Here is a 24,395-nt window from a genome sequence, read left to right on the forward strand (position 1 = left end):
GTACAGCACGGTCTGGTTGACGAGTAATGGTCAGGTGGAAATGCGCGGCAACAGCAGCGATACCCGGTTGTCGTATTGGGTTGCTCCATCCCGGTGGCGGCGCGATTCGCTGGTGTTGGGCGCCGTGTCGGCCCTGATGGTGCTTTCCGCGCCGTTCACCAGCGCCGTTGCTCAAGCCGCACCGCAAAGCTGTGACGCATTTCAAGTTCGTTCACTCCATCGGGGAGCACTGTCGAGTTTTGCGACGCTCGACGTGTCATCCGGTGGAGTGGAAGAAATAGCTCGTTTGGGCTACGCGGTGAACGCACTGGGATACTCGTCGACGCTGGGACGTTTGGTCGGCCTCACCTCCCGAGGCCACCGGTGGTGGAAAAACCCCTCCCACGTCGTGCTGATCGACGTGAAGGGCACGGTCAACGACCTCGGACCCGTTGACGCGCACTGGTTCCGCACGGACGACGTGTCCGCGGGCGCGGTCGTCGGCACCACGTTCTACGTGCGCGACAACGCCCGGATCCACGCCATCGACATCGACCCGAAGAGCCCGTCGTACCTCAAGATCGTGCGAACCGTCGTGCTCGACTGGCCCGCGCTGACGCTCGACGACTTCGCCACCGGCCCGAACGGGAAGCTGACCGGAGTCTCGGCGGCGGGCCACGGGCCGGGGGAGCTCGTGTCGTTCGACCCGGCCTCCGGGCGGGTGCTGAGCCGCAAGGAGATCACCGGCCTGCCCGGCAAGTCCACCTACGGCGCCGTGGTGATCGACGCGGCCGGCACCGTCCACGCCGTCAACAACGGGTACAAGGGCCGCAGCCACGTCTACCGGATCGACGGCGCGACCGCCGTGGAGCTGTCGTCCGGGCCGCAGCTGGGCATGGTCGACGCGGCGGGCTGCCTGCCGTCGCCGATGCCACCGCGCGTCGAACCTCCCGCGCCACGCCCGGAGGTCCCGTCGCCGCCACCACCGTCCCCGGCCCCGTCCCCCGCGCCCGTTCCAGCGCCCGCACCCGCACCCGTCCCGGTCGTGCCACCGCCTCCCGCCGCGACGCCTGCGTCTCCTCCTTCCGTTGCGCCACAACCGGTTCCGGTGCGGGCGGCACGGCAGAAAACCCAGCCGCGCGCCGACCTGCCGCTGGAGACCGAGACCACGCCGCTGACGAAGTCCCGCAAGTGGGCGATGGTGACGATCGTCCTCGTGATGCTGGGCGCCGGAGCGGCTGCCGCACGAGCCCGCGGTTAATTCGGTTGGCAGGAGACGGCGGCGTCGCTAGCGTTGCGGACATGTTCCTCAGCTGATGAACCTCCGCAGCGCTCTCGCCGCTGCCCTGCGACCTGATGTCGCCTCGGTGACCCTTCCGCGGGTCCTCTCTCACGGCTCTTCTTCCGCCGTGTTCTTTGCACGCCCTCTTCGTGAGGAGGCTTTCGCATGCCTGCCACCACCCCGCCCGAGCCGAGCAACCGCGCCGCACGCCGTGCGCAGAAGCGAGGCAAGCACGACCAGATCGCGCACGTCCAGCTGCCACAGCAGCGCGTGCCGGTGGTCCAGCCGCGCCAGTTCGCAGCCCGTCGCCGCGGAGGATCCGCGTAGCCGACGCCGAACCAGGCGCGACACCGCAGGGGACGCGTTCGTCCGAACGCGTTCCCTGCTCCCTTCGTGAACCGATCTCCCGTTCCGCCTGGATCCGATCTAGCCTGAGGTGCTACCGGACCGACAGGATCGGAGGCGCCAGGTGAGGATCGTTGACGTGTTGCGCACCAAGGGATCGGCGGTAGCGACGATCGACCCGGACGCACCGGTGTCCGAACTGCTCAGAGCACTGGCCGAGCACAACGTCGGCGCGATCGTCGTCGTGGGCGCTTCCGGAGTGGCGGGAATCGTCTCCGAACGCGACGTCGTCCGCCGGCTGCACGAGTCCGGACCCGCCCTGCTCTCGTCGCCTGTGTCGGCGATCATGACGACCGACGTGTTCACCTGCTCGCCGTCGGACACGGTGGACAGCCTCACCGTCATGATGACCGAACGGCGCTTCCGCCACGTGCCCGTGCTGTCCGACGGGCAGCTGGTCGGGATCGTCAGCATCGGCGACGTCGTGAAGAGCCGCATCGGACAGCTCGAACAGTCCCAGGACCAGCTGCAGGCCTACATCTCCCAAGGCTGAGCCCGGCACTACGCTTGATCGGGTGAATCCTTCCGTTGGCCAGCCCGAACTCGTCGAGGTCGCAGCCGGCGTCCACGCCTACATCCAGCCCGACGGGTCCTGGATGATCAACAACACCGGCGTCGTCACCGGCTCCGACGACACGCTGCTGCTCGTCGACACCACGTCCACCGAGGCACGCAACCGCGCGTTGTTCGCCTCGGTGGCGACGGTGTCCGACGCCGACCCCCGCTACGTGATCAACACCCATCACCACGGCGACCACACCTACGGCAACTGGCTCGTGCCGGCGTCGACCACGATCATCGGCCACGACGCGTGCCGCGAAGAGGTGCTCACGGCCGGTCTGCTCGCCTCGCAGGTGCTGGCAGGCCCCGACTACGGCCACATCGAGGTCCGCCCGCCGTCGCTCACCTACACCTCGTCCCTGACGCTGCACCTCGGCACGCGCGTCGTCGAACTGCACCACCCCGGCCCGGCCCACACCCGCGGCGACACCGTCGTGTGGCTCCCCGCCGAACGAGTCCTGTTCACCGGCGACCTGGTCTTCGCGGGCGGCCAGCCCTTCCTCGCCGAGGGCAGCATCAACGGCTACCTCTCGTCGCTGGAGTTCCTGCGCTCGTTCGGCGCCTCGGTGGTCGTCCCCGGCCACGGCCCGCTCCTGCGCGGTGAGGAGATCACCCGCGTCCTCGACGACCTGGTCGCCTACACGACCTACCTCACCGACCTGGCCACCTCCGGCCATGCCGCGGGCAAGACCCCGATGGAGGTCGTCCGGGAAGCCGGCGAGTCGCGCTTCTCGGCTTGGCAGGAGTCCGAGCGCCTGGTGGGCAACCTCCACCGCGCCTACCACGAACTCGACGGCAAGCCCCTCTCCGAACGCCTGGAGCTGCCCAAGGTCTGGATGGACATGATGGAGCTGCACGGCGGCCCCATCGCCTGCCACGCCTGACCCCACCGGCACATCGCCAACCACCCACCTGACCTGCCGCTTAGCAATGGCTCTTTTGCCGACAACGTCAAAAGAGCCATTGCCAAAACAGCTTTCACGTTCTGGTCAGTCGCTTCGCCGTACGGACTGTGTGAAGTTCATCGACACGTACGCCGGTCACAAGTCGAGACCACGCCTCGTCCGTACGGGTGTGAACACCCTTCGCGCAGGCCTCGCGTTCCTCGCCTTCGTCCAAGCGGTCCTCGGCAGCTGGTCACTGATCGCCCCACGACACTTCTACGACAACTTCCCGCTGCCGACGAACCAGTGGGTGGCCTTCTTTCCGCCGTTCAACGAACACCTGCTGCGTGACTTCGGCTCACTCAACCTCGCGCTGGGCACGGTCCTGGTTTTCGCGGCGATCACGATGGAGCGCAGGCTGGTCCAGGCCGCGCTGGCCGGCTACCTGGTGTTCGCCGTCCCACACCTGGTCTTCCACCTCAACCACCTGTCACACATGCCGTTGGCCGATCAGATCGGCAACGTCGTCTCCCTGGTCACCGTCGTGTTGATCCCGTTGGCGCTCCTGCCGTTGAGCCTCAAACCCGGCGCACGCGTCAACCACTGATGCGATCGTGGCGTCGGCACGCCGTAGAACTGCTACCTGCTGCTGAGCAACCGCGAGGCCTATAAGTTCGGAAGATGCTGCACGACGTCGCCGACGCCACGCGCCGATACCTCAACCTGCTCGACGGTGACCAGCGCGAACGCGGGCTCCGCGCGGTCACCGACAACGACCTGAGGCATAGCTGGTCGTACACGCCCGGTGCGCGACCCGGCCTCGTACTCGGCGATCTCCGACGCGACCAGCGCAAGGCCGTGCACGGCATGCTGGCGACCGTTCTCAGCCCGCACGCCTATGCGCAGGCCGCAGCCGTGATGGCACTGGAAGACGTACTCGACCACCGCGAAGCCGGACACCGCGACCGGCACAGCGGCGACTTCTGGACGCTGCTCTTCGGCACTCCCGGCGGCGACGAGCCGTGGGGATGGCGCGTGGAAGGCCACCACTTGTCGGTGAACGTCGTCGTCGCCAACGGCCGCGTCTCGGCCACCCCGTTCTTCCTGGGCGCGAACCCGGCCCGCGTCACCTACCGCGGCCGCGCCGTGGCTCAACCGCTCCGCCTCGAAGAGGAACTCGCCCGAGAGCTCCTCGACCGCATGGGCCCGACCGCGCGCCGCCTCGCCGTCGTCTCCGACACCGCGCCACATGACATCCGCAGCGGCAACTCTCCGCGCACCAGCCCGTCGGAACCAGTCGGGGTGACGCCGGCGCAGCTCGGCAAGCCCGCGGGCGAGTTGCTCGTCGACATCGTCCGCTTCTACTTCGACCGGCTCGCGTACGAGCTCGCCGACGAAGAGTTCGCGCAGCTCGACCCGGAGCGCCTGCACTTCTCGTGGGAAGGCTCGCTGCGCCGAGGCGAAGGCCACTACTACCGCGTCCAAGGCCCCGAACTGCTCATCGAGTACGACAACACGGCCAACGAGGCCAACCACGTCCACACCGTGTGGCGTCGTCATTCGGGTGACTTCGGCGACGACCTCCTTGCCGCCCACTACGAGACGTCACGGCACACTGGCGCGCGTGGAGTGGCCCAGAACGGTTGACGACGCGATCGCCATGCAAGAGCGCCTGCGCACTCAAGTGATCACCAGCAGTCCCCCTGACCTGCACATAGACACCGTCGCAGGCCTGGACGTCGGCTACCGTAGCAACGACACAGTTGCGGGCGTCTGCGTGGTGTTCGATGCAAAGACGCTGGTAGTCCTCGACGAGGTGGTCGTCGACGACAGGACGGACTTCCCGTACATCGCGGGGCTCTTCGCGTTCCGCGAGATGCCAGTCCTGCTACGCGCTCTCGATCGGGTGACCGTCGCTCCGGACCTGCTGGTCGCGGACGGTCAAGGCCTCGCACATCCGCGGCGGTTCGGCCTGGCATGTCATCTCGGTGTGCACACCGGCATCCCGAGCATCGGCGTGGCGAAGAACGCAATGGGCACGTTCGACCCGCCAGGCAGCACACGCGGGTCGATGAGCGACCTCGTCATGGACGGCGACAACGGCGACGAGGTCGTCGGCAGAGCGCTGCGGACGCAGGACGGCGTGAAGCCGGTCTTCGTGTCGGTCGGCCACAAGATCGACCTGGACCGGGCGTGCGCCGAGGTGTTGCGCCTGGCACCGCGCTACCGGCTGCCCGAGACGACCCGCCGCGCCGACACGCTCACTCGGAAGGCTGCCTCACCGGCTGAAAGCTGAGCAGCACGAGCAGGATCGCGCCGCAGACGAGCGCGATGTCCGCGACGTTGCCGACGAACCAGCCGTTGTAGTCGAGGAAGTCGACGACGTGTCCGCGCGCGAAACCCGGCGGCCGGAACAACCGGTCGAGCAGGTGCGTCGTCGCGCCACCCAGCATCAACGCGAGCGCGACCGCCCGCAGCCTCGTCTGCGGCTGCATGCCGTACCGCGCGAGCAGCACGACGGCGACGGCCGCGATGATGGTGAAAATCCACGTCGACCCCGCGCCGATCGAGAACGCGGCGCCAGGGTTGTAGAGGAGCCTGAGCTGCAGGAACTCCCCGAGCACGGGAATGGGCGCGCGGCCGGTCAGCGCGCTCTCGGCCCAGAACTTCGTAGCCTGGTCCAGCAGCAGCACGAGCACGGCGATGCCGATCACGAGCGGCACGCGGCGAGAGGTGGTGGTGTCCATTTGCGGACGAGCGTAGTTAAAGAGCCCGCCGCGCGGCACTAGACCCTGCTCACGCCCTTGACCGCGTGGGGGCCGGCGTCACGCTGACTTCACCGGGCGTTCGGCGCTCCGAACAAGAGCGGGTGGGTGTCGACGATCTTCCGGGCGACGTTGACGGAGTCGACGAGCGGGTGCAATGCCAGCGCCTTCACCGCATGTGCACGCTCGCCGCTGATGGCGGCCTTGATGGTGGCGCGCTCGACGACCTTCAGCGCGGTCACGAGTCCGACGCCCTCGTCGGGCACCTGGCTGACGGCGATCGGCCGTGCCCCGTTAGCGTCGACCAGGCTCGGCACTTCGACGATGGCGTCGGTGTCCAGGCACGACAGCGTCGTCCGGTTCGGAACGTTGAGGATCAAGGTGGATCGTTCGTCAGACGCGATGGCGTGCATCAGCTTGAGTGCGACCTGTTCGTATCCGCCGCCGTCGAGGTCGTCGGTGTCGCGCTCGTCGTCGCGAGTCTCAGCCATGTACGTCTGTTCTCGTTCGAGACGCGTTCGCTCCCAGGTCTCCAGCGATGGAGCCGCATAGAACCGCTTCTGCTGCTCCAGCAAGAACGCCCCACGCGACGCACCGGCCTCCACGGCCTCGCGCGTGAAGTAGTAGTAGTGCAGGTACTCGTTCGGGATGGCGCCCAACGTCCGCAGCCACTCGGCGCCGAAGAGCTTGCCCTCCTCGAACGACTCGAGCCGTTCGGGGTCGGCCAGCAGGTCCGGCAGCACATCGCGTCCACCTACGTGGACGCCGCGCAGCCAGCCGAGGTGGTTGAGGCCGGCGTAGTCGAGCCATGCGTCATCGAGATCCGCGCCGACGGCGCGTGCGACGCGCCTGCCTAGTCCGACGGGCGAGTCGCAGATGCCAATGACGCGGTCGCCCAGGTGTGCCGACATCGCCTCGGTGACCATGCCGGCGGGATTGGTGAAGTTGATGACCCAAGCCTCCGGCGCGTGCACCGATACACGACGTGCGATGTCGAGTGCGACCGGAACGGTGCGCAGGCCGTATGCGATGCCTCCAGCGCCGACGGTCTCCTGCCCGAGCACACCACAGCTCGCCGCGACGCTCTCGTCCGCGGCACGACCGTCGAGGCCGCCCACCCGGATCGCGGAGAACACGAAGTCGGCCCCGCGCAACGCCGCGTCCAGGTCCGTCGAGGTCGTCACCTCCGGCGCGTCCGGTGTGTCCGCCGCCAGTTCCGCGAGCACGCCGCCGATCGCGGCGAGCCGACTGGCGTCGAGGTCGTGCAGGACGACTTCGGTGACGCGACCAGGAGATCGGTCGGCGAGCAGCGCACGATAGACGAGCGGCACGCGGAAGCCACCGCCGCCGAGGATGACCAGCTTCATGCTTCCCCACGTCCATTCCGGCCTCTGCCGCAGTGCCGTCAGCACCACCGATCGTACATTTCGCGTGCGGTGCACGACGAATTGCCGGAGGCTGGATGCCGAGGTTTGCTGCAGATCCCCAGATGCCGCTGCCGCGTCAGGTCGCCGGTCGGAACCATCAACCTGGAGAGGTGGGATGAGTCGCATTGCGCCTGCTCAACCGGATGACGAAGACTCTCAGTCAAAGGGTGCCGGGCGCGACAGAACTGTGATACAAAGAATGGCTTTGTGTTTTCGGAATGGGTTTTCCGGGAAGACAGAATTATTGTATCACAGGGGGCAAGGTGTTGGGGAGCGAACAGGCACGGATCACCTCTCTGTACGAAAGGCTCGACCAGGAACGGAACAAAGCGGCTGTGGACCTCGCTGCCGCACTGCGGGACACCACCACCCGCAGACTGGATCGGGAAGCCGCTGTCGAGGTGCTGGCCAGGCAGGTGGTCAAGTACCGCGCGGCGGAGGAGGGGTTGTGCTTCGGCCGCATCGACTCGGAGAAGGGTGACTGCACCTACATCGGACGCGTCGGGTTGTTCGACGACAACTTCGAGCCACTGTTGCTCGACTGGCGGGCGCCGGCGGCCCGGCCGTTCTACACGGCGACCCCGGCCAACCCGGAGGGCGTCGTGCTGCGACGTCATTTCCGCGTTCGTGGCCGGGAACTGCGCGACTTCCACGACGACGAACTGCTGACTGATGCCACCGCACTGCTCGAGGCCCTCAACGCGCCGAGGACCGCGACGATGCGCGACATCGTCTCCACCATCCAGGCCGAGCAGGACGACATCATCCGATACTCGGGCCCCGGCGTGCTGGTGATCGAGGGCGGTCCAGGCACAGGCAAGACCGCCGTGGCTCTGCACCGCGTGGCGTACCTGCTGTACACGCGCCGTGAACGCTTGTCTCGCCACGGTGTGCTGATCGTCGGCCCGAACACCGGCTTCCTCCGCTATGTGGGCGATGTGCTGCCATCGCTCGGTGAGACCGACGTTGTCTTCGTGACACCCGGCGAGCTGTATCCCGGCGTCAGCACCGACCGCGAGGACACGCCGTCGTTGCAAAGGTTGAAGGGCGATCTCTCAGTCCTGGACCTGCTCGCTATCGCCGTCGCGGACCGCCAGGAGCTTCCCGACGAGCCCATCGAGATCGAGCTGGAAGACGTCGTCGTCCCGCTCGACGCACACATCGCCGCCGTCGCGCGGGAGAAGACGCGCTATTACGACCTGCCGCACAACGCTGCCCGAAAGTACTTCTTCCTCGCGCTCGCCGAGGAGCTCGTCGCGCCGGCGATGCGGCTGATCGGCGTCGACTGGCCGGAGATCGAGGAGGACGTGCGCCACGAGCTCCGCCACAGTTCCGAGCTGCGCGACGCCGTCGACCGGTTGTGGCCTCAGCTCACCCCGGAGCAGCTGCTGGCCGACTTGTACGCGGGCAGGTGCTTCCGCATCGGCGTGCCGGAGCTGTATCGGGAGGACGCCGACGCGTGGACGGTGTCCGACGTGCCGCTGCTGGACGAGCTTGCCGACCTGCTCGGTTCGGACGGCTCAGCGGAACGGGAAGCGAGGCGCGAGGAGGAGGCGCAGCTCGACTACGCCCGTGGTGTCATGGACGTCTTGTCGATCGACAAGCGTGCCGACTCCGACGAGTACATCGTCACCGACTTCGTCAACGCGGAGATGTTGGCTGCCCGGCACGACGTGCGAGATCACCGTTCTCTTGCCGAGCGCGCTGCTGCGGACCGCACGTGGACATACGGACATGTGGTGGTCGACGAGGCACAGGAACTGTCTGCGATGGACTGGCGTGTGCTGCTGCGCCGATGCCCGAACAGGTCCATGACGGTTGTCGGCGACCTCGCCCAACGCCAGGCAGCGGGAGGTGTCCGCAGCTGGGGTTCGGTGTTCGACCGGTTCACCTACCGCCGGCTCGAGGTCAACTACCGCACGCCCGGCGAGATCATGGCCGTCGCGGCACCGGTCCTGAAGCTCGTCGACCTCGACGCGTCGGCTCCGGTATCGGTCCGCAAGACAGGTGTGCGTCCGTGGTCCCGCCGTGTGAGTGACCTATCGGCTGCGGTCCGCGACGAGCTCGACGCCCACGAAGCTGCCCGCAACGGCCGCACGATCGCCGTCATCGGAGACGGCTGGATGCCACCTCGTGCGTCGAAGGGCTTGGAGTTCGACGTCGTTCTCGTCGTCGAACCACAGCGCATGTCGCCCAGCGAGCTGTACGTGGCGTTGACGAGGGCGACGCAACAGCTGGGCGTTCTGCACACCGAGCCGTTGCCGCGTCACCTAAGAAGTCTCCTGTGAGACCCACGCCAGGTAGTCGTTGTTGCCCCCAGTTACGGGGGTGACAACGACCTCTGGCACGTCATAGGTGTGATGAGCCTTGATGTGCGCGACGAGTTCGTCGACGCGGAGGGTTGCCGTCTTCACGATGCACTGCCACTCCGCGTCGACGCGGACCTCGCCATCCCACCGGTAGACGCTCCGGATCGGCACAATCTGCACACACGCGCCGAGTCGTGCCTCGACGATGCCCTTGGCCAACGACTCCGCGGCCTCGGCGGAGTCGACGGTCGTCGTCACCACACTCGCCTCACTCACAGCGCGTCGATCTCCTTCAGCAGCTGGTCCTTCAGTTCGTCCGGCCCGAACGATGCGCGGACCGCGGCCCGGGCGAGGCCGGCGAGCTCGTCGCGGCCGAACCCGAACCGGTCGTGGCACAGGAGGTACTCGCGGTCGAGGTCGGTGTGGAACATGCCGGGGTCATCGGTGTTGATCGTGACCGGCACACCGGCCTCCACCAGCCGTGGCAACGGGTGCTCGTCCAGCGACTTCACCGCACCGGTGCGGATGTTCGACGTCGGGCACACCTCGACGACAACCCCCTCGTCGGCGAGATGCCGGACCAGTCGGGGGTCCTGCGCCGCGCTCACACCGTGCCCGATGCGCTCGGCGTGCAGATCGCGCAGCGCGGCCCAGATCTCACTGGGCGGCGTCGTCTCACCGGCGTGCGGCACCATGTGCAACCCGGCGTCGCGCGCCATCGCGAACGCCTCCCGGAACTTCGTCCTCGGCGCATCCGCCTCGAACGCGCCCAGCCCGAACCCGACCAGCCCTTCCGGCCGGTGCTCGGTCGCGAACCGCGCACTCGTCATGCCCCAGTCACGGTCCCACACACCGGGAACGTCGAAGATCCACTGCAACGCCACGCCGTGGACGGCCAGTGCTTCGTCGCGTCCCGCCGCCAACGCCTCGACGAGCTCGTCGGGCGCGATGCCGGCCCGCAGGTGGCTCGTGGCGCTGATCGTCAGCTCCGCGTAGCGGATGTTGGTCCGCGCGGCGTCCCTCGCGTAACCGACGATGAGCGTGCGGACGTCCTCGCCAGTGGTGACGAGGTCGTTGACGGTGCCGTACACGTTGATGAAGTGCCGGAAGTCCGTGAACTCGTAGAACTCCCGCAGCGCGGCCTCGTCGGTGGGCACAGGGCCGTCGGGGTGGTTGCGGGCGAGCGCGAGGACGGTGTCGAGGGAAGCCGCGCCCACGAGGTGGACGTGCAGTTCGGCCTTCGGCAGCGCGTGGACGAAGTCGGAAATGTGCACGGCTCATGCTCTCAGGTCAAGAGCCGTTCGACGGGTGACATGTCTTGCAGTCAAGGGGGAGGGTGCAGGCGATTCCCTGTCTCTGGCTTCCGCATTGGGGGTGCCTCGTGAGGGGCGCACGAAGAGTCGCACTGCTGACCGCGGTACTGGTTCTGCCATTCCTGCCCACGACGGCCCAGGCCGCCGAGGGCCCGGTGTTCAAGGACGGCGAGGCGCAACCCGTCTTCGACCCGAAGGACGTGGTGAAGGAGAGCCTCTGGGTCCGTGCGCCGGTCGACAGCGACCGCGACGGCAAGGACGACGAGGTCTACACCGAGGTCGTCCGTCCGCGCGCCACCGAGCGCGGCCTGAAGGTGCCGGTGGTGTACATGGTCAGCCCTTACTTCTCGGGCGGCAACGACGTTGCCAACCACAACGTCGACGTTGAGCTGTACGTGCCGGACAAGCGCGACGGCCGTGTGCTGAAGTCTTCCTCCGACGAACGCATCACCGCCGCCCTTGGCCCGAACCCGATCACCTCGGGCCGATATGAGGCCTACTTCATCGCACGCGGTTATGCGGTCGTCTACGCAGAATCACTCGGCACCGGTAAGTCAACGGGCTGCCCCACCACGGGCGACGTCAACGAGACGATCGGCGCGCGTGTCGTCGTCGACTGGCTCAACGGCCGTGCGTCTGCACGTACCGCAACGGGCGAGGCCATCAAGGCGACGTGGTCGACCGGCAAGACCGGCATGATGGGCGTCTCCTACAACGGAACGCTGCCCAACGCCGTCGCCTCCACGGGTGTGCGCGGTCTGGAGGCCATCGTGCCGATCGCCGCGATCTCCAGCTGGTACGACTACTACCGCGCGGACGGCGCCGTCGTCGCGCCCGGCACGTTCCAGGGTGAAGACGCCGATGTGCTCGCAGAGTACGTCTACACGCGCGCGGACAGGGAGATCTGCAAGCCGATCATCGCAGAGATCGCGAAGGAGCAGGACCGCGTCACCGGTGACTACAGCCGGTTCTGGGACGAGCGGAACTACCTCAACGACGTCCGCAAGGTGCGCGCGGCCGTGCTGGCGGTCCACGGGCTCAACGACTGGAACGTCAAGATGACGCACGTCGAGCAGTGGTACTCGGCGTTGAAGAAGGTCGGTGCTCCGCACAAGATCTGGCTGCACCAGTCCGGGCACACGGACGCCGACACGCTGCGGTCGGCCGAGTGGCGACGCACGTTGAACCGCTGGTTCACCCAGTACCTCTGGGGTCATCGCAACGGCATCGACAAGGAGCCGAAGGCGACGCTGCAACGCGAGGACAAGACGTGGGTCGACGAGAAGGACTGGCCGGCTCCCGGCACGTCCGACGTGCGGCTGCGGTTGTCCCCGGGCGGATCGGCCAAGGGCGGCCTCGGCATCTGGCCTGGCCGCGGTGTGGAGAAGCTGACCGACGACGCGACGAAGACGGCGGAGTCGCTCATCGACCAGGCCAGCTCGCCGAACCGCCTCTCTTACGCGTCGGCGCCGGCGGAGAAGGCGCTGCGGCTCTCCGGCAAGTCGACCGCGCACCTGCGGATCGCGTTCGACCGGCCCGCGGCGAACGTGACGACACTGCTCGTCGACCGCGCACCGGACGGCAAGTCGCACGTCATCACGCGCGGCTCGACCGACCCGCAGAACAGGGAGCGGCCGGACAAGACGACGCCGATCAAGCCCGGCAAGTTCTACGACGTCGACGTGCCGATCGTGCCGGACGACTACGTCCTGCAGGCCGGTCACCGGCTCGAGTTCGTGCTGATCTCCAGCGACTACGACTACACCCTGCGCCCGAAGCCCGGCGCCGGCCTCTCGCTGGACCTCTCGCGGACCTCGGTCGAGCTGCCGGTCGTCGGCGGCTGGCGCACCGTCTTCCGCACGTTCTGACCTGATGCCGCGCTTCGGTTCCCGATCGCTCGGGGACCGAAGCGCGACAACTTAGCAGCCACCCCCGACGAAACCGCGTTCCCGAGCGGTTCAAGATCTCGACCTGTCCACACCCGCCGACTTGTCCACAGGCCGACGGTCAGCCCTGTCTTCTCCTCACCTCCAGCCCTCACAGTGGGCCCATGCCCACAACCCTCCCGAAGCCGATCCGCGTCCGTGACGCCGCCGAGCTCTACGCCGCGATCCCGCACCTGATGGGGTTCCACCCAGCCGACTCGCTAGTCGTGCTGGTGCTGAAGGACAACCTGATCAGCATGACCATGCGCGTCGACCTGCCACGTCCGCGACATAGAGGTTTCCTGGCCGCCCAGCTGGAAGCGCCACTGCTCGAACAGGGCGCGGCAGAAGTGATCCTGGTGGTCGTGTGCGCACCGTCGGAGCACATACCGGAGGAACTGCCGCACGGACCGCTCGTCGCCACATTCCGCGACAAATTGGGCGGTGTGGGCATCGACGTCATCGAGGCCGTGTGGCTGCCGTCGTTCCAGAAAGGCGCACGCTGGCTCTGTTACCTCGACGCCGATTGCCACGGGACGCTGCCGGACCCTCAGCTGTCGGCCATGGCCGCTGCATCCGCGCACGAGGGCAACGTGACGTTCGAGTCGCGCGCCGCCCTGGCCGCGATCGCCGCGCTGGACCCACCCGAAGCGCTGGAACGCAGGTCCGCGTTGCTCGACGAGCTCACGGCGAACTCGGAAGAGCCCGATCCGGGCACCGAACTGCGCCGGGTGCGCGACGCGATCGACGCGGTGGAGGAGCGCCGAGGACCACTGCCGGACACGGAGGTCGTCGCCCTGGCGAGAGCCTTGGCGGTGCCCGAGGTGCGGGACGCGAGCATGGGGTTCGCGACACTGCCCCAGTCCAGGCTCGCTGAGCGGCTGTGGCTGGAGCTCACGAGGTCGTGCCCGGCGCCGGAACGCGCGGAGCCCGCGTGCCTGCTCGCGTTCTACGCCTACCAGCGCGGTGACGGCGGGATCGCGTCCATTGCCCTCGACGCGGCCGAGGACGCCTGCCCCGGCCACGCGCTGACCAAGCTGCTCCGCGCCGCGGCCAGCGCCGCGTTCCCGCCCTCCGAGATGAGGGCGCTGGCCACGAGGTGCATGGAGAACGCCCGTCAGTTGCTCGGCACCGGCCCTCAGAGCAGTTCGGGCCGCTCCCAGTCCTGACCCAGGACGTGCTCGGCCAGGAACGCCCACACCGTCTCATACCAGACCCGAGAGTTGCCGGGGGTGAGGATCCAGTGGTTTTCGGTTGGGTAGTAGAGGTACTTCGCCTTCACCCCGTGCCGGACGAGGTCGAAGTACAGCCGATGCCCCTCGCCGATGGGAACCCGGTAGTCCTTGTCTCCGTGGATGACGAGCATCGGGGTCTTGATGTCCGCGACCCGCAGGTGCGGGGAGTTGGCCAGGATCCGCTCCGGCCGGGTGAGGGGGTCGCCCATCTCCCGCATCCAGAAGTAGGAGCTGTCCGTGCCACCGGAGAACGCGTCGAGGTGCCACAACGACGCGTGGGTGACGATCGCGCGGAACCGGTCGGTCTGGGTGGCGATCCAGTTGGCCATGTAGCCGCCGAACGAGCCGCCCATGGCCGCGGTCCGGGAGGCGTCGATGTCCGGCCGCTCGACCGCGACGTCCGTGATGGCCATGAGGTCGGTGTAGGGCTCGGCGCCCCAGCGGCCCCAGCCGGCCTTGATGAAGTCGGGCCCGTACCCGGTCGAGAGAGCGGGGTCGGGCAGCAGGATGGCATAGCCGCGAGCGGCCATCAGCCACGGGTTCCAGCGCCAGGTCCAGCCGTTCCAGCTCATGACCGGGCCGCCGTGGACCCACAGGACCAGTGGTGCGGGGGAGTCGGCGGAAGCGCCTTCCGGCAGCACCAGCCAGGAGCGGACGGTCCGGCCGTCGGCGACCACCGTGGAGATCTCGGTGAGGGTGCCGGGCACCGACGCGATCGCGCCGGGGGCGCGCAGCCGTTCGGGGTCCTGGTCGGCTCCGGTGGTGGCGAGCCGCACCGGCTGTGGCGGGTGGTCGACCGAATTGCGCAGGGCGTACAGCGTCTTGCTGTCCGGGCTCACGACCAGGTCGCTGTAGTAACCCGAGACCGTCAGCTTCGTGATCTCGCCGGTCACGAGGTCCAGCCGCCAGATCGGCTGGTGACCGAGGTGGCTCGCGGCGAAGAAGACCGCCGACCCGTCCGGGCTCACCACCGGGTGGTCCGGCTCCTCCTGGAAATCGGGCGCCAATGGCGTGATCGCGCCATCAGCCAGATCGATGCGCACCAGATCACGCCGGTGCGGGGAGTCCGGAGTGGACTCGCGGAACCGGATGGCGACCACCGCGGCGGAGTCCGGCGTGAACTTGGCGTCGTGGAAGGAGAAACCCTCCTCGGAGGCGATGACCCGCGACGGGCCACCCGTCGTCGCCACGAGACGCAGTTCGGTCCTGCGGCCGTAGGCGGCACTGACGTCCACGGAGTGGCCGTGAACTGCCCACTTCCCGTCCGGGCTGAGCGCGATGTCCTTGTCGCTGAGCCTGCTCTCGGTGTCTTCGCTGAGGGCCACGACGTCCTCGGCCGCGGCGTCGGCGAGGGGAACCGAGAACAGCCGGGGGTAGGCCGGTCCGAGGTCCGAGTCCCAGTACCTGATCGGGTACGACTCGTGCAGGATCGCTGTCACGCCGGCGTCCTCGCGGGCCTTGCGCTTGGCGTCGTCCTCGTCGCCGAACTCCGTGAAGCGGTACGCCGACGAGGTGAACAGCACCGTCTCGCCGGCGGCTCGCAGTTCACCGATCCCGCCTCCCGGGCGCAGGACCTCCGTGGCCTCACCGCGGACCGGAAGCCGCCACAGCGCCTTCTGCTCCTTGGACTCGCCCGGCTTCGCGAGCGGGTTCGGGCGTGCCGACAGGAACAGCAGCGATCCGTCCGGGGCGAACACGGGGGAGGAGTCGCCCTTGGCGGAGCGGGTGAGCCGGACGGCCTCCCGCTCGCCGGAGGGGTCGACCTCCCAGAGAGCGCCCTGCCACGTCTTGCCGTCGGGAGCGAGCGACGAGACGACCGTGACGAGCCGTGTGCCGTCGGGGGACAGAGCGAGCGACGCGAGCCGCGGGGTGGCGTTGTAGCTCTCGAAGGAGGCGAAGTCGGTCATGACGGCTCAGGCTCCGTGCCGGACGCGTGTGAACTCCCACGCGTCGCGGACGATGCCGGCGAGGTCGGCGCGCTCGGGCTTCCAGCCGAGGTCCGTGCGGGCCCGCTCGGCGGAGGCGACGAGAACGGCCGGGTCGCCTGCCCGCCTCGGGGCGACGACGGCGGGGATCGGGTGGCCGGTGACCTCGCGGCAGGTGTCGATGACCTGCTTGACGGAGAAGCCGGTGCCGTTGCCGAGGTTGTAGATCCGGTGCTCGCCCGCGGTGGCGTGGTCGAGCGCGAGGAGGTGGGCGTCCGCGAGGTCCGTGACGTGGATGTAGTCGCGGACGCAGGTGCCGTCCTCGGTGGGCCAGTCCTCGCCGTAGATCGAGATGTGCTCGCGCTGCCCGAGCGCGACCTGCAGCACCAGCGGGATGAGGTGGGTCTCGGTCGCGTGACGCTCGCCGATGCTGCCGTAGGCGCCGGCCACGTTGAAGTACCGCAGGCTGGTCGCCGCCAGGCCGTGCGCCGCGGCGTACGAGGTGATGGCGTGGTCGATGGCCAGCTTGGTGGCGCCGTAGGTGTTGGTCGGAGCGGTCGGCGCGGTCTCGGGGATCGGCACCTCCCGCGGCTCGCCGTACGTCGCGGCAGTCGAGGAGAAGACGAGCTTCGGCGTGCCGTGTTCCTTCATCGCGTCGAGCAGGCGAATCGCGGTGAGGACGTTGCCCGTCCAGTACTTGCCGGGGTCCTGCATGGACTCGCCCACGAGGGACTTCGCCGCGAAGTGCAGAACTCCGTCAAATCCTTCCGCGAGGACGTCGCCGATCACTTCGGCGATGTCGCCCCGGATGAAGCGCGCTCCCGCGGGGACGGCGTCCTCGTGCCCGGTGGAGAGGTCGTCGAGGACGACGACCTCGTGTCCGGCTTCGAGCAGCCGGGCAGCGCACACGCTGCCGACGTATCCGGCCCCGCCCGTGACGAGCAGCTTCACCACAGTCCTCGCATTCCCGATCAGAATCGTTGTTGGCTACCGGTCCCTGCCCGCGCCCGCGGACGGAACCGCCGTGAAGAGCCTCGGACGCGCGAGCGAGCGCGAGGCGAAACCGGCGAGCACGGACCGTTCGACCTCGCCATGCCGTTCGACGGGCACGAGGGCGATGGCCGAGCCGCCGAAACCGCCGCCGACCATCCTGGCGCCCAGGGCGCCGGCCGCCATCGCGGAGTCGACGGCGATGTCGAGCTCGAGGCAGGAGACCCGGTAGTCGTCCCGGAGACTCGCGTGGGAGGCCGAGAGCAGGGGGCCGACGTCGGCGAGCTTGCCCGTGCGGAGCAGCTCGACGGTGCGCAAGACCCTGTCGTTCTCGGTCACGACGTGCCGCACCAGCGGACGCAGCTCTTCGGGCAGCCGGACGAGCGTGTCGTCGAGTTCGGCGGAGTCGACGTCGCGCAGCGCGGGGACGCCGAGGATTGCGGCGGCCCGTTCACAGCCGGCCCGCCGGGCGCCGTAGCCGCCGTCGACGTGGGTGTGGCTCGCGCGGGTATCGATGACGAGCACTTCGAGCCCGCTGGCAGCCGCGTCGAACGCGACCTGTTCCGGCTTGCCGGAGCGCACGTCGTAGAACAGGGCGTGCGCTTCGATGCAGCACAGCGATGCCGTCTGGTCCAGGATGCCGGTTGGCGCGCCCACGAAGTCGTTCTCCGAACGCTGCACCCAGCGCGCGATGTCCGTCCGCTCGGCGTCGACGCCGGCCAGGCCGAGCAGCGCCAGGGCTACGGCGCACTCGAGGGCGTGCGAGGAGGAGAGACCGGCTCCCGCCGGCACGTCGCCCGCGATGACGAGATCCGCCCCGCCGGTGACGGGAACCCCCTGCTCACGCAGGGCCCAGGCGACACCGCTGGGGTACGCGGCCCACCCCTTGACGGTTCCCGGGACTAGGTCGGCCACCACGGCCGGGTCCGCGCTCTGCACCCCGCCGTCGTCACCGAGCGTGCTGACGGTCAGCACGCCGTCGGTACGCGGAGATGCCGCGACCGCGATGCGGTGGGGCAGAGCGAACGGCAGCACGTAGCCGTCGTTGTAGTCGGTGTGCTCGCCGATGAGGTTCACGCGGCCCGGCGCCGACCAGACCCCCTCGGGAGCGCGTTCGTGCAGGCGCTGGAACGCCTCGGCCGCCTTTGCCGCCGGTGCTGTCACCTTGGTCACCGGGCGAGCACCAGGACGGCGTGGGCGACCGCGGGGTCGAGCTCGGCCATGTGGCCGTTGCCGCCGCGCACCTGGACGACCTTGGCGCCACCGAGCGCTCCGACCTCCACAGTGCTGCCCGGCACGACACCGGCGTCCTTCAGCTCGGCCATCAGGTCCGGGTCGAGCTGGACGTGCTCGGCGATGCGGCGGATCTCGACGCGGCCGCCGCCGCGGCGGGCCACCTCGTCGATGCGCATCAGGTCTGCCTCGGCCGGCGGGGCCGGCTCGCCGTCGCCCAGCTTGTCGAGACCGGGGATGGGGTTGCCGTAGGGCGAGGTGGTGGGGTTGCCGAGCAGCTTGATGAGCTTGCGCTCGACCGCCTCGCTCATCACGTGCTCCCAGCGGCACGCCTCGCTGTGCACGTGCTCCCACTCGAGCCCGATGATGTCCACGAGGAGGCGCTCGGCGAGCCGGTGCTTGCGCATGACGGCGATCGCGAGGTTGCGGCCCTGCTCGGTGAGCTCGAGGTGGCGGTCCTCCGCCACCACCACCAGGCCGTCGCGTTCCATGCGGCCGACGGTCTGGCTCACGGTCGGTCCACTTTGGCCGAGGCGCTCGGCGATGCGGGCGCGCAGCGGCACCACGCCCTCTTCTTCGAGCTCGTAGATCGTGCGGAGATACATCTCCGTGGTGTCGATGAGGTCGTTCACACCCGCTCCCCTTCGTATGGTGTCGATGGTAGTCGTGCCGGGGGACACAGGTGTCCGCGCGGGTGCAGGATGTGAGCCGTGCATCCCTTGATCGCTCCTGAGGCCCTCGCCGACGCGCTGAGTGCGCGGCCGGCCACCGTCGTGCTGGACGTCCGGTGGCGTCTCGGTGGACCACCCGGACGTCAAGACTACGAGGTCAGCCACGTGCCCGGCGCGGTGTACTTGGATCTGGACACGGAGCTGTCCGCCCCGCCCGGCGTCGGTGGCAGGCATCCGCTGCCGGAGCCGGAGCGGTTGCAGGAGGTGCTGCGCCGCGCGGGCGTGCGCGAGGGCGGTCAGGTCGTGGCGTACGACGGTGGGGACGGCTCGGTCGCGGCGCGGGTGTGGTGGCTGCTGCGGTGGGCCGGGTACGGCGAGGTGGCGGTGCTGGACGGCGGGTTCGCGGCATGGGAGGCGGCCGGGCTGCCGGTCACTTCGGAGGAGCCGGCGCCCCTCACGGGTGAGGCGGCCGGTGACGTGGTGGTGCGACCGGGGCAGATGCCCGTGCTGGACGCGGACGGGGCGGCGGCGCTCGCCCGGGAGGGTGTGCTGCTCGACGCCAGGGCCGCCGCGCGGTACCGCGGGGAGACCGAGCCGGTCGACCCCAAGGCCGGGCACGTTCCGGGTGCGCTCAACGCGCCGTCGACCGGGCACGTCGGCGCGGACGGGCGGTGGCTCGGCGCCTCGGAGCTCGCCGAGCGGTTCGCCGGTCTCGGGGTGTCGGGGGACGTGGCGGTCGGCGCGTACTGCGGGTCGGGTGTGACTGCCTCGTCCGTGGTGCTGGCGTTGGAGGTTGCCGGGATCACGTCCGCGGAGAAGCCCGCGGCGCTCTACGCCGGGTCGTGGTCCAACTGGTGTGCGTTGGACCGGGAGGTCGCCACCGGCGCCTGACGGGTCAGGCGCCGGGGATGCGGTCGAAGCCCTGGGTGGCGAGTTTGAGGGCGGTGCCGCAGGTGTCAATCTCCTCGACCGCGAGCACGCTCACCGAGAAGGCCGGGGTGAGGGCGGCCGGGTCGTCGGTCAGCATGACGGTGACCTGGCAGTCCTCCTTGGAGGTGGCGACCTGCCATGCGGTGTTGCCGCCGATCTCGATCTGCTTCTTCTCGCCTGCGCCGTCCGCCACGTCGGGGACCGTGACCATCTGCGTGACGACCGTGGACGGGCCGGTGGTGGTGTGGATGCAGCCGCCGTCGGCCGAGGACTTGCCGCCGGTCGCGGCCTCGACGTCGGCGGCTTTGAGCACGCCGCAGGTCTCGAGGCCCGTGGTCTTCTTCCTGGTGGTGATCTTCACGTCGCCCCGCTTCCCGGCGGTGGGGTCCGCGGGTTTCGTGGCCGGGGTGCTGGTGGGCGCCTTCCGCGAGGTCGAGGTCGAGGTCGAACTGGGGGCGTCGGGCTCGGGGGCCGCGTCGGTGCCGGCCACCGCGGAGCCCTTGACCTGTTCGCTGCAGCCCGTGGCGGTGGCGAGGGTCAGGCCCAGTGCGAGGAGGATGGCCGCTGGTCGCAGGTGCATGTCGGCTCTGACCCCTGTTCGGTGAGATCGGTTCCGGGGTCGGAGGCCCGGCGAGGTGGGACTGTAGGCGTCCTCGCGGCCAGCGGCACGGGCGCCGGGCGCGTGGTGCCGAACACGTGATCACCGGTGGGGCGGATCGGTGGGTAGGTTGCTGGGCATGGGTAAGCCAGCCGCTGTTGTCTGGGACAGGTCCTTCCTCGGGTACGACCTCGGTGGCGACCATCCGCTGAACCCCGTCCGGCTGGACCTGACGGTGCGGCTCGCCACAGCGCTCGGGGTGCTCGACGGCGTGCAGCTGCGGGCGCCCCTGCCGGCCAGCGAGGAGGAGATCGAGCTGGTGCACCTGCCCGGGTACCTGAACGCGGTGCAGGCGGCGCCGACGGCCGGGTGGGACGTCGGGCACGGGCTGGGGACGCCGGACAACCCCGTGTTCGAGCGGATGCACGAGGCGTCGGCGCTGGTCGTCGGCGGGTCGCTGGTGGCGGCGCGGGCCATCGCGTCGGGTGAGGCGGACCGGGCGGTCAACATCGCCGGCGGGTTGCACCACGCGATGCCGGACAGCGCGGCCGGGTTCTGCGTCTACAACGACTGTGCGGTGGCCATCGAGTGGTTGTTGCGCAGCGGGGTGGAGCGCATCGCCTACGTGGACGTCGACGTGCACCACGGGGACGGGGTGCAGACGGCGTTCTGGGACGACCCGCGGGTGCTGACGGTGTCGTTGCACCAGCACCCCATGAGCCTGTGGCCGGGAACCGGGTGGGCCGGCGAGGTCGGGGGCGCGGGGGCCGAGGGGAGCGCGGTCAACGTGCCGTTGCCCGCGGGGACGCGGGACGGCGGGTGGTTGCGGGCGTTCCACGCGACGGTGCCGTCGCTGGTCAAGGCGTTCCGGCCGCAGGTGCTGGTCACGCAGTGCGGCGTGGACACGCACAGGGAGGACCCGCTCGCCGATCTGGCGCTCAGCGTGGACGGGCATCGGGCGATCTACCGGGCGTTCCGGGAGCTGGTGAACGAGCACGGGTACAAGTGGCTCGCGCTCGGCGGCGGTGGGTACGAGCTGCTCAGGGTCGTGCCGCGGTCGTGGACGCACCTGCTCGCGACGGTGCTGGACCGGGACGTGGAGCCGGAACGGGCGCTGCCCGCGGACTGGGTGGCCCACGCGACACGCATCGCGCCGGACTGGCCGCTGCCGGTGTCGATGACCGATGGGTGCGACCCTGGGTACCAGCCGTGGGGCGGGGACGCGGAGGAACCGGTGGACAAGGCGATCCGGGACACGCGCCGTGCGGTGTTCCCGTTGCATGGACTCGACCCGGACGACCCCAGGGACTGAAGCCGACATGGGCGCCAGAGATCCGTTCGACTTTCCCCGGCAGTGGGAGGCCGACGTCGTCCTCAGCGACGGCGGCACCGTCCACCTGCGGCCGATCACGCCGGACGACGGCGAGAAGCTCCGCGAGTTCCACGGCCGGCTGTCCGAGCGGACGCGGTACTTCCGCTACTTCGGGCCCTACCCGCGCATGCCGCAGCGCGACCTCGAGCGGTTCAGCACGGTCGACCACCACGACCGGGTGGCGCTGATCGCGCTGCTCGGCGACGACATCGTCGCCGTCGGCCGGTTCGACCGGCTGAACCACGGCGACGTCCCCGGCGAGTCGGCCGAGGTCGCGTTCGTCGTCCAGGACGGGCACCAGGGCCGCGGGCTGGGCAGCATCCTGCTCGAGCACCTCGCCGCCGCGGCACGCGAGGTCGGGCTCACGCGGTTCGAGGCCGAGGTGCTGGCCGAGAACGGGCAGATGGTCCGGGTCTTCCGCGATGCCGGCTACCAGGTCAGCAGGGCGTTCGAGGAGGGCGTGCTGCACCTGGAGTTCGCGATCGACCCCACCGACGAGTCCGTCGCCGTCGCCAGGGCCCGCGAACAGGCTGCCGAGGCGCGCAGCGTGCACAACCTGCTGCACCCGAGGTCCGTCGCCGTCATCGGCGCGTCCACCGATCCGACCAAGATCGGGCACGCGGTGCTCAAGAACCTCCTGGAAGCCGACTTCAACGGCCCCGTCTACCCGGTCAACGCCGAGCATCGCGCCGTACGGGGCGTGCGGGCCTATCCGACCGTGCTCGACATCCCCGACGACGTCGATCTCGCCGTCATCGCCGTGCCCGCGGCCAGCGTCGACGAGGTCATGGACGGCTGCCTCGCCAAGGGCGTGAAGGCGCTCGTCGTCGTCAGTTCGGGCTACGGCGAGACGGGTCCTGACGGTCTGTCGGCCGAACGCAGGCTCGCGGCCGAAGCCAGAGCCCACGGCATGCGCGTGGTCGGCCCGAACGCCCTCGGTGTGCTCAACCTCGACCCCAAGGTTCGCCTCAACGCGAGCCTCGCCCCGAAGCTGCCGGCACGGGGCCGGGCGGGCTTCTTCTGCCAGTCCGGCGCACTCGGCACGGCCATCCTCGCCAACGCCGCCGGCTGGGGCCTCGGGCTGTCGACGTTCGTGTCGGCCGGCAACCGCGCCGACGTCTCGGGCAACGACCTGCTGCAGTACTGGGAGACCGACCCCGCCACCGACGTCGTCCTGCTCTACCTGGAGTCGTTCGGCAACCCGCGGAAGTTCGCGAGGCTCGCGCGACGGCTCGGCCGCACCAAACCCATCGTCGCGGTGAAGTCCGGCCGCCACGCCGTCGTGCCCGGCCTCGCCGCCACCGCCGCGAAGGTCGACGAGGCGAGCGTGCAGGCGTTGTTCGAGCAGGCCGGCGTGATCAGGGTCGACTCGCTGGCCCAGCTGTTCGACACCGCGCTGCTGCTCGCCCACCAGCCGCTGCCCAAGGGCAAGCGCGTCGCCGTCGTCGGCAACTCCACCGCCATCGGGCTGCTCGCCGCCGACACGCTGCTCGCGCAGGACCTCGACCTCGCCGGCGACCCCGTCGACGTCGGTGCCCAGGCCACTCCCGAGGAGTTCGCCAAGGCGGTGAAGGAAGCCCTCGACCGTCCCGACACCGACGCGCTCGTCGTCGTGTTCGTGCCGCCGATCGCGGTCCCCGGCACCGCGTACGCCCGCGCGCTCCGGGAAGCCGCGCACGGCACGAAACCGATCGTCTCCACATTCCTCGCGGTCGAAGGAATTCCGGAGGAGCTGAAGGTTCCCGGGAAAGGCTCCATTCCCAGCTACGCCAGTCCGGAACGCGCCGTTCTCGCACTGGCCCGCACCGTTCGCTACGCCCGCTGGCGTGCCGCGCCCCAAGGCACCTTCACGAGGCCGGACGGAACCGACCCCGAACGAGCCCGATCCATTGTGGACACCGTGGGCACGGAGGCCGAACAACGGCTCGACGACCACAAAGCCGTCGAACTGCTGGAGTGCTACGGAATCGACGTCGTGCCGTTCCGCATCGCCCACAGCGCGGAGGAAGCCGCGCGGGCGGCCGACGAGCTCGGCTACCCGGTCGCGATGAAAGCCACCAGTGAACGCCTGCGCCACCGCACGGATCTCGTCGGTGTCCGGCTCGACATCGCGCAGCGGGAATCCGTCAAGGCCGCCTACCACGACCTGGCCGCGCTGTCCGGCAAGACCGGCGTGTACGTGCAACGCATGGCTCCCAAGGGAGTCAGCTGCGTCCTCGGCCTGCAGGACGACCCGAGCTTCGGCACGCTGGTCTGGTTCGGACTGTCAGGTCTGGTCAGCGACCTCCTCGGCGACCGCGCCTACCGGGCGGTACCCCTCACCGACACCGATGCCGCGGAACTCGTTGCCGCACCGAAAGCCGCGCCGCTGCTCACCGGGTACCGCGGCGACGAACCAGCGGACCTGGATGCACTTCAGGACCTGGTACTCCGTTTGGCGGCACTGGCCGAGGACCTTCCGGAGGTGCGGTCGCTGAAACTCGAGCCTGTTCTTGCTTCTGCCGCAGGCGCTTTCGTCAGCAGTGCCCGCATAGTCGTCGGCCCGCCGCCGTCTCTGCACGACGCCGGCCCGCGCCGCCTGCGCTGACCGG

Annotated in this window: 22 protein-coding genes; 13 read left to right on the plus strand and 9 right to left on the minus strand. The window is 69.4% G+C overall.

Going from position 1 to position 24,395, the window contains the following annotated elements; translation table 11 throughout:
• Positions 1-136: 136 nt before the first annotated feature.
• From BMW88_RS13450 to BMW88_RS13475, 7 genes are all read left to right on the plus strand, one after another.
• Positions 137-1,240, plus strand: a complete 1,104-nt coding sequence (locus BMW88_RS13450; protein WP_425434654.1) for a DUF6923 family protein — start codon at positions 137-139, stop codon at positions 1,238-1,240.
• 186 nt (positions 1,241-1,426) lie between these two features.
• Positions 1,427-1,588, plus strand: coding sequence for a hypothetical protein (locus tag BMW88_RS41820; protein ID WP_177221085.1), 162 nt, complete (start codon positions 1,427-1,429; stop codon positions 1,586-1,588).
• A gap of 142 nt (positions 1,589-1,730) precedes the next feature.
• Positions 1,731-2,159: a CBS domain-containing protein gene (locus tag BMW88_RS13455; protein ID WP_089951005.1), complete on the plus strand. Its 429-nt coding sequence runs from the start codon at positions 1,731-1,733 to the stop codon at positions 2,157-2,159.
• A 22-nt stretch (positions 2,160-2,181) separates the two neighbouring features.
• Complete coding sequence (locus tag BMW88_RS13460; RefSeq protein WP_245777749.1) at positions 2,182-3,111, plus strand: MBL fold metallo-hydrolase; 930 nt, start codon at positions 2,182-2,184, stop codon at positions 3,109-3,111.
• Positions 3,112-3,301: 190 nt separating this feature from the next.
• Positions 3,302-3,718, plus strand: coding sequence for a hypothetical protein (locus BMW88_RS13465; RefSeq protein ID WP_143116066.1), 417 nt, complete (start codon positions 3,302-3,304; stop codon positions 3,716-3,718).
• Between the two features lie 74 nt (positions 3,719-3,792).
• A complete protein-coding gene (locus tag BMW88_RS13470; protein WP_089951007.1) occupies positions 3,793-4,758 on the plus strand; it encodes a DUF3500 domain-containing protein in 966 nt (321 codons plus the stop codon).
• A 13-nt stretch (positions 4,759-4,771) separates the two neighbouring features.
• On the plus strand, positions 4,772-5,407 hold the full coding sequence (locus BMW88_RS13475; protein ID WP_089951008.1) for an endonuclease V: 636 nt from the start codon (positions 4,772-4,774) through the stop codon (positions 5,405-5,407).
• Here the strand turns inward: BMW88_RS13475 and lspA are convergent.
• Together lspA and BMW88_RS13485 are read right to left on the minus strand one after the other, a co-directional pair.
• The gene (gene lspA / locus BMW88_RS13480; RefSeq protein WP_089951009.1) at positions 5,373-5,858 is read right to left on the minus strand and encodes a signal peptidase II; all 486 of its coding nucleotides are present in this window, start codon (positions 5,856-5,858) and stop codon (positions 5,373-5,375) included. The genes BMW88_RS13475 and lspA overlap by 35 nt on opposite strands.
• 89 nt (positions 5,859-5,947) lie before the next feature.
• Positions 5,948-7,243, minus strand: a complete 1,296-nt coding sequence (locus BMW88_RS13485) for a 6-phospho-beta-glucosidase (protein WP_089951010.1) — start codon at positions 7,241-7,243, stop codon at positions 5,948-5,950.
• A gap of 323 nt (positions 7,244-7,566) precedes the next feature.
• Between BMW88_RS13485 and BMW88_RS13490 the strand changes: the two genes are divergently transcribed.
• A complete protein-coding gene (locus BMW88_RS13490) occupies positions 7,567-9,591 on the plus strand; it encodes a helicase domain-containing protein (RefSeq protein WP_342715055.1) in 2,025 nt (674 codons plus the stop codon).
• On the opposite strand, the gene cutA is transcribed toward BMW88_RS13490, so the two are convergent.
• Positions 9,574-9,888, minus strand: a complete 315-nt coding sequence (gene cutA, locus BMW88_RS13495; protein ID WP_245777750.1) for a divalent-cation tolerance protein CutA — start codon at positions 9,886-9,888, stop codon at positions 9,574-9,576. The two genes, BMW88_RS13490 and cutA, sit on opposite strands and share 18 nt — an antisense overlap.
• Entirely contained in the window at positions 9,885-10,886 is a 1,002-nt protein-coding gene (gene add / locus BMW88_RS13500) for an adenosine deaminase (RefSeq protein WP_177221087.1), read from the minus strand. The genes cutA and add overlap by 4 nt, the downstream gene beginning before the upstream one ends.
• 107 nt (positions 10,887-10,993) lie before the next feature.
• On the opposite strand from add, the gene BMW88_RS13505 reads away from it, so the two are divergent.
• Both BMW88_RS13505 and BMW88_RS13510 read left to right on the plus strand, forming a co-directional pair.
• Positions 10,994-12,793 (plus strand): Xaa-Pro dipeptidyl-peptidase, encoded by a 1,800-nt coding sequence (locus tag BMW88_RS13505; protein WP_089951012.1) that lies wholly within the window; start codon positions 10,994-10,996, stop codon positions 12,791-12,793.
• Between the two features lie 182 nt (positions 12,794-12,975).
• Positions 12,976-14,019, plus strand: a complete 1,044-nt coding sequence (locus tag BMW88_RS13510) for a DUF4192 domain-containing protein (RefSeq protein ID WP_089951013.1) — start codon at positions 12,976-12,978, stop codon at positions 14,017-14,019.
• Here the strand turns inward: BMW88_RS13510 and BMW88_RS13515 are convergent.
• The 4 genes from BMW88_RS13515 to BMW88_RS13530 are packed head-to-tail and all read right to left on the minus strand — an operon-like array spanning position 13,989 to position 18,865.
• Entirely contained in the window at positions 13,989-15,992 is a 2,004-nt protein-coding gene (locus BMW88_RS13515) for an alpha/beta hydrolase family protein (protein ID WP_089951014.1), read from the minus strand. The two genes, BMW88_RS13510 and BMW88_RS13515, sit on opposite strands and share 31 nt — an antisense overlap.
• Positions 15,993-15,998: 6 nt before the next feature.
• On the minus strand, positions 15,999-16,961 hold the full coding sequence (gene galE / locus BMW88_RS13520) for a UDP-glucose 4-epimerase GalE (protein ID WP_089951116.1): 963 nt from the start codon (positions 16,959-16,961) through the stop codon (positions 15,999-16,001).
• 36 nt (positions 16,962-16,997) lie between these two features.
• On the minus strand, positions 16,998-18,173 hold the full coding sequence (gene galK, locus BMW88_RS13525) for a galactokinase (protein ID WP_245777751.1): 1,176 nt from the start codon (positions 18,171-18,173) through the stop codon (positions 16,998-17,000).
• A complete protein-coding gene (locus BMW88_RS13530; protein ID WP_089951015.1) occupies positions 18,170-18,865 on the minus strand; it encodes an iron-dependent transcriptional repressor DtxR in 696 nt (231 codons plus the stop codon). Before BMW88_RS13530 ends, galK begins: the two co-directional genes overlap by 4 nt.
• A gap of 78 nt (positions 18,866-18,943) precedes the next feature.
• Between BMW88_RS13530 and BMW88_RS13535 the strand changes: the two genes are divergently transcribed.
• Positions 18,944-19,795, plus strand: coding sequence for a sulfurtransferase (locus BMW88_RS13535; RefSeq protein ID WP_089951016.1), 852 nt, complete (start codon positions 18,944-18,946; stop codon positions 19,793-19,795).
• A gap of 4 nt (positions 19,796-19,799) precedes the next feature.
• Here BMW88_RS13535 and BMW88_RS13540 read toward each other — a convergent pair whose 3' ends face one another.
• Positions 19,800-20,414, minus strand: coding sequence for a hypothetical protein (locus tag BMW88_RS13540; protein WP_089951017.1), 615 nt, complete (start codon positions 20,412-20,414; stop codon positions 19,800-19,802).
• A gap of 157 nt (positions 20,415-20,571) precedes the next feature.
• On the opposite strand from BMW88_RS13540, the gene BMW88_RS13545 reads away from it, so the two are divergent.
• Positions 20,572-21,744, plus strand: a complete 1,173-nt coding sequence (locus BMW88_RS13545; RefSeq protein ID WP_089951018.1) for an acetoin utilization protein AcuC — start codon at positions 20,572-20,574, stop codon at positions 21,742-21,744.
• Between the two features lie 7 nt (positions 21,745-21,751).
• Positions 21,752-24,391: a bifunctional acetate--CoA ligase family protein/GNAT family N-acetyltransferase gene (locus tag BMW88_RS13550; RefSeq protein ID WP_089951019.1), complete on the plus strand. Its 2,640-nt coding sequence runs from the start codon at positions 21,752-21,754 to the stop codon at positions 24,389-24,391.
• Positions 24,392-24,395 lie beyond the last annotated feature (4 nt).

Source organism: Lentzea xinjiangensis (genome assembly GCF_900110955.1).
In the GTDB taxonomy this organism is placed as follows: Bacteria; Actinomycetota; Actinomycetes; order Mycobacteriales; family Pseudonocardiaceae; genus Lentzea; species Lentzea xinjiangensis.

Coding starts and splice junctions, on each gene's coding strand:
- BMW88_RS13450 (WP_425434654.1), top strand. CDS start 137: ATGGTGCTTTCCGCGCCGTTCACCAGCGCCGTTGCTCAAGCCGCACCG.
- BMW88_RS41820 (WP_177221085.1), top strand. CDS start 1,427: ATGCCTGCCACCACCCCGCCCGAGCCGAGCAACCGCGCCGCACGCCGT.
- BMW88_RS13470 (WP_089951007.1), top strand. CDS start 3,793: ATGCTGCACGACGTCGCCGACGCCACGCGCCGATACCTCAACCTGCTC.
- BMW88_RS13475 (WP_089951008.1), top strand. CDS start 4,772: ATGCAAGAGCGCCTGCGCACTCAAGTGATCACCAGCAGTCCCCCTGAC.
- lspA (WP_089951009.1), bottom strand. CDS start 5,858: ATGGACACCACCACCTCTCGCCGCGTGCCGCTCGTGATCGGCATCGCC.
- BMW88_RS13485 (WP_089951010.1), bottom strand. CDS start 7,243: ATGAAGCTGGTCATCCTCGGCGGCGGTGGCTTCCGCGTGCCGCTCGTC.
- BMW88_RS13510 (WP_089951013.1), top strand. CDS start 12,976: ATGCCCACAACCCTCCCGAAGCCGATCCGCGTCCGTGACGCCGCCGAG.
- BMW88_RS13515 (WP_089951014.1), bottom strand. CDS start 15,992: ATGACCGACTTCGCCTCCTTCGAGAGCTACAACGCCACCCCGCGGCTC.
- BMW88_RS13540 (WP_089951017.1), bottom strand. CDS start 20,414: ATGCACCTGCGACCAGCGGCCATCCTCCTCGCACTGGGCCTGACCCTC.
- BMW88_RS13545 (WP_089951018.1), top strand. CDS start 20,572: ATGGGTAAGCCAGCCGCTGTTGTCTGGGACAGGTCCTTCCTCGGGTAC.
- BMW88_RS13550 (WP_089951019.1), top strand. CDS start 21,752: ATGGGCGCCAGAGATCCGTTCGACTTTCCCCGGCAGTGGGAGGCCGAC.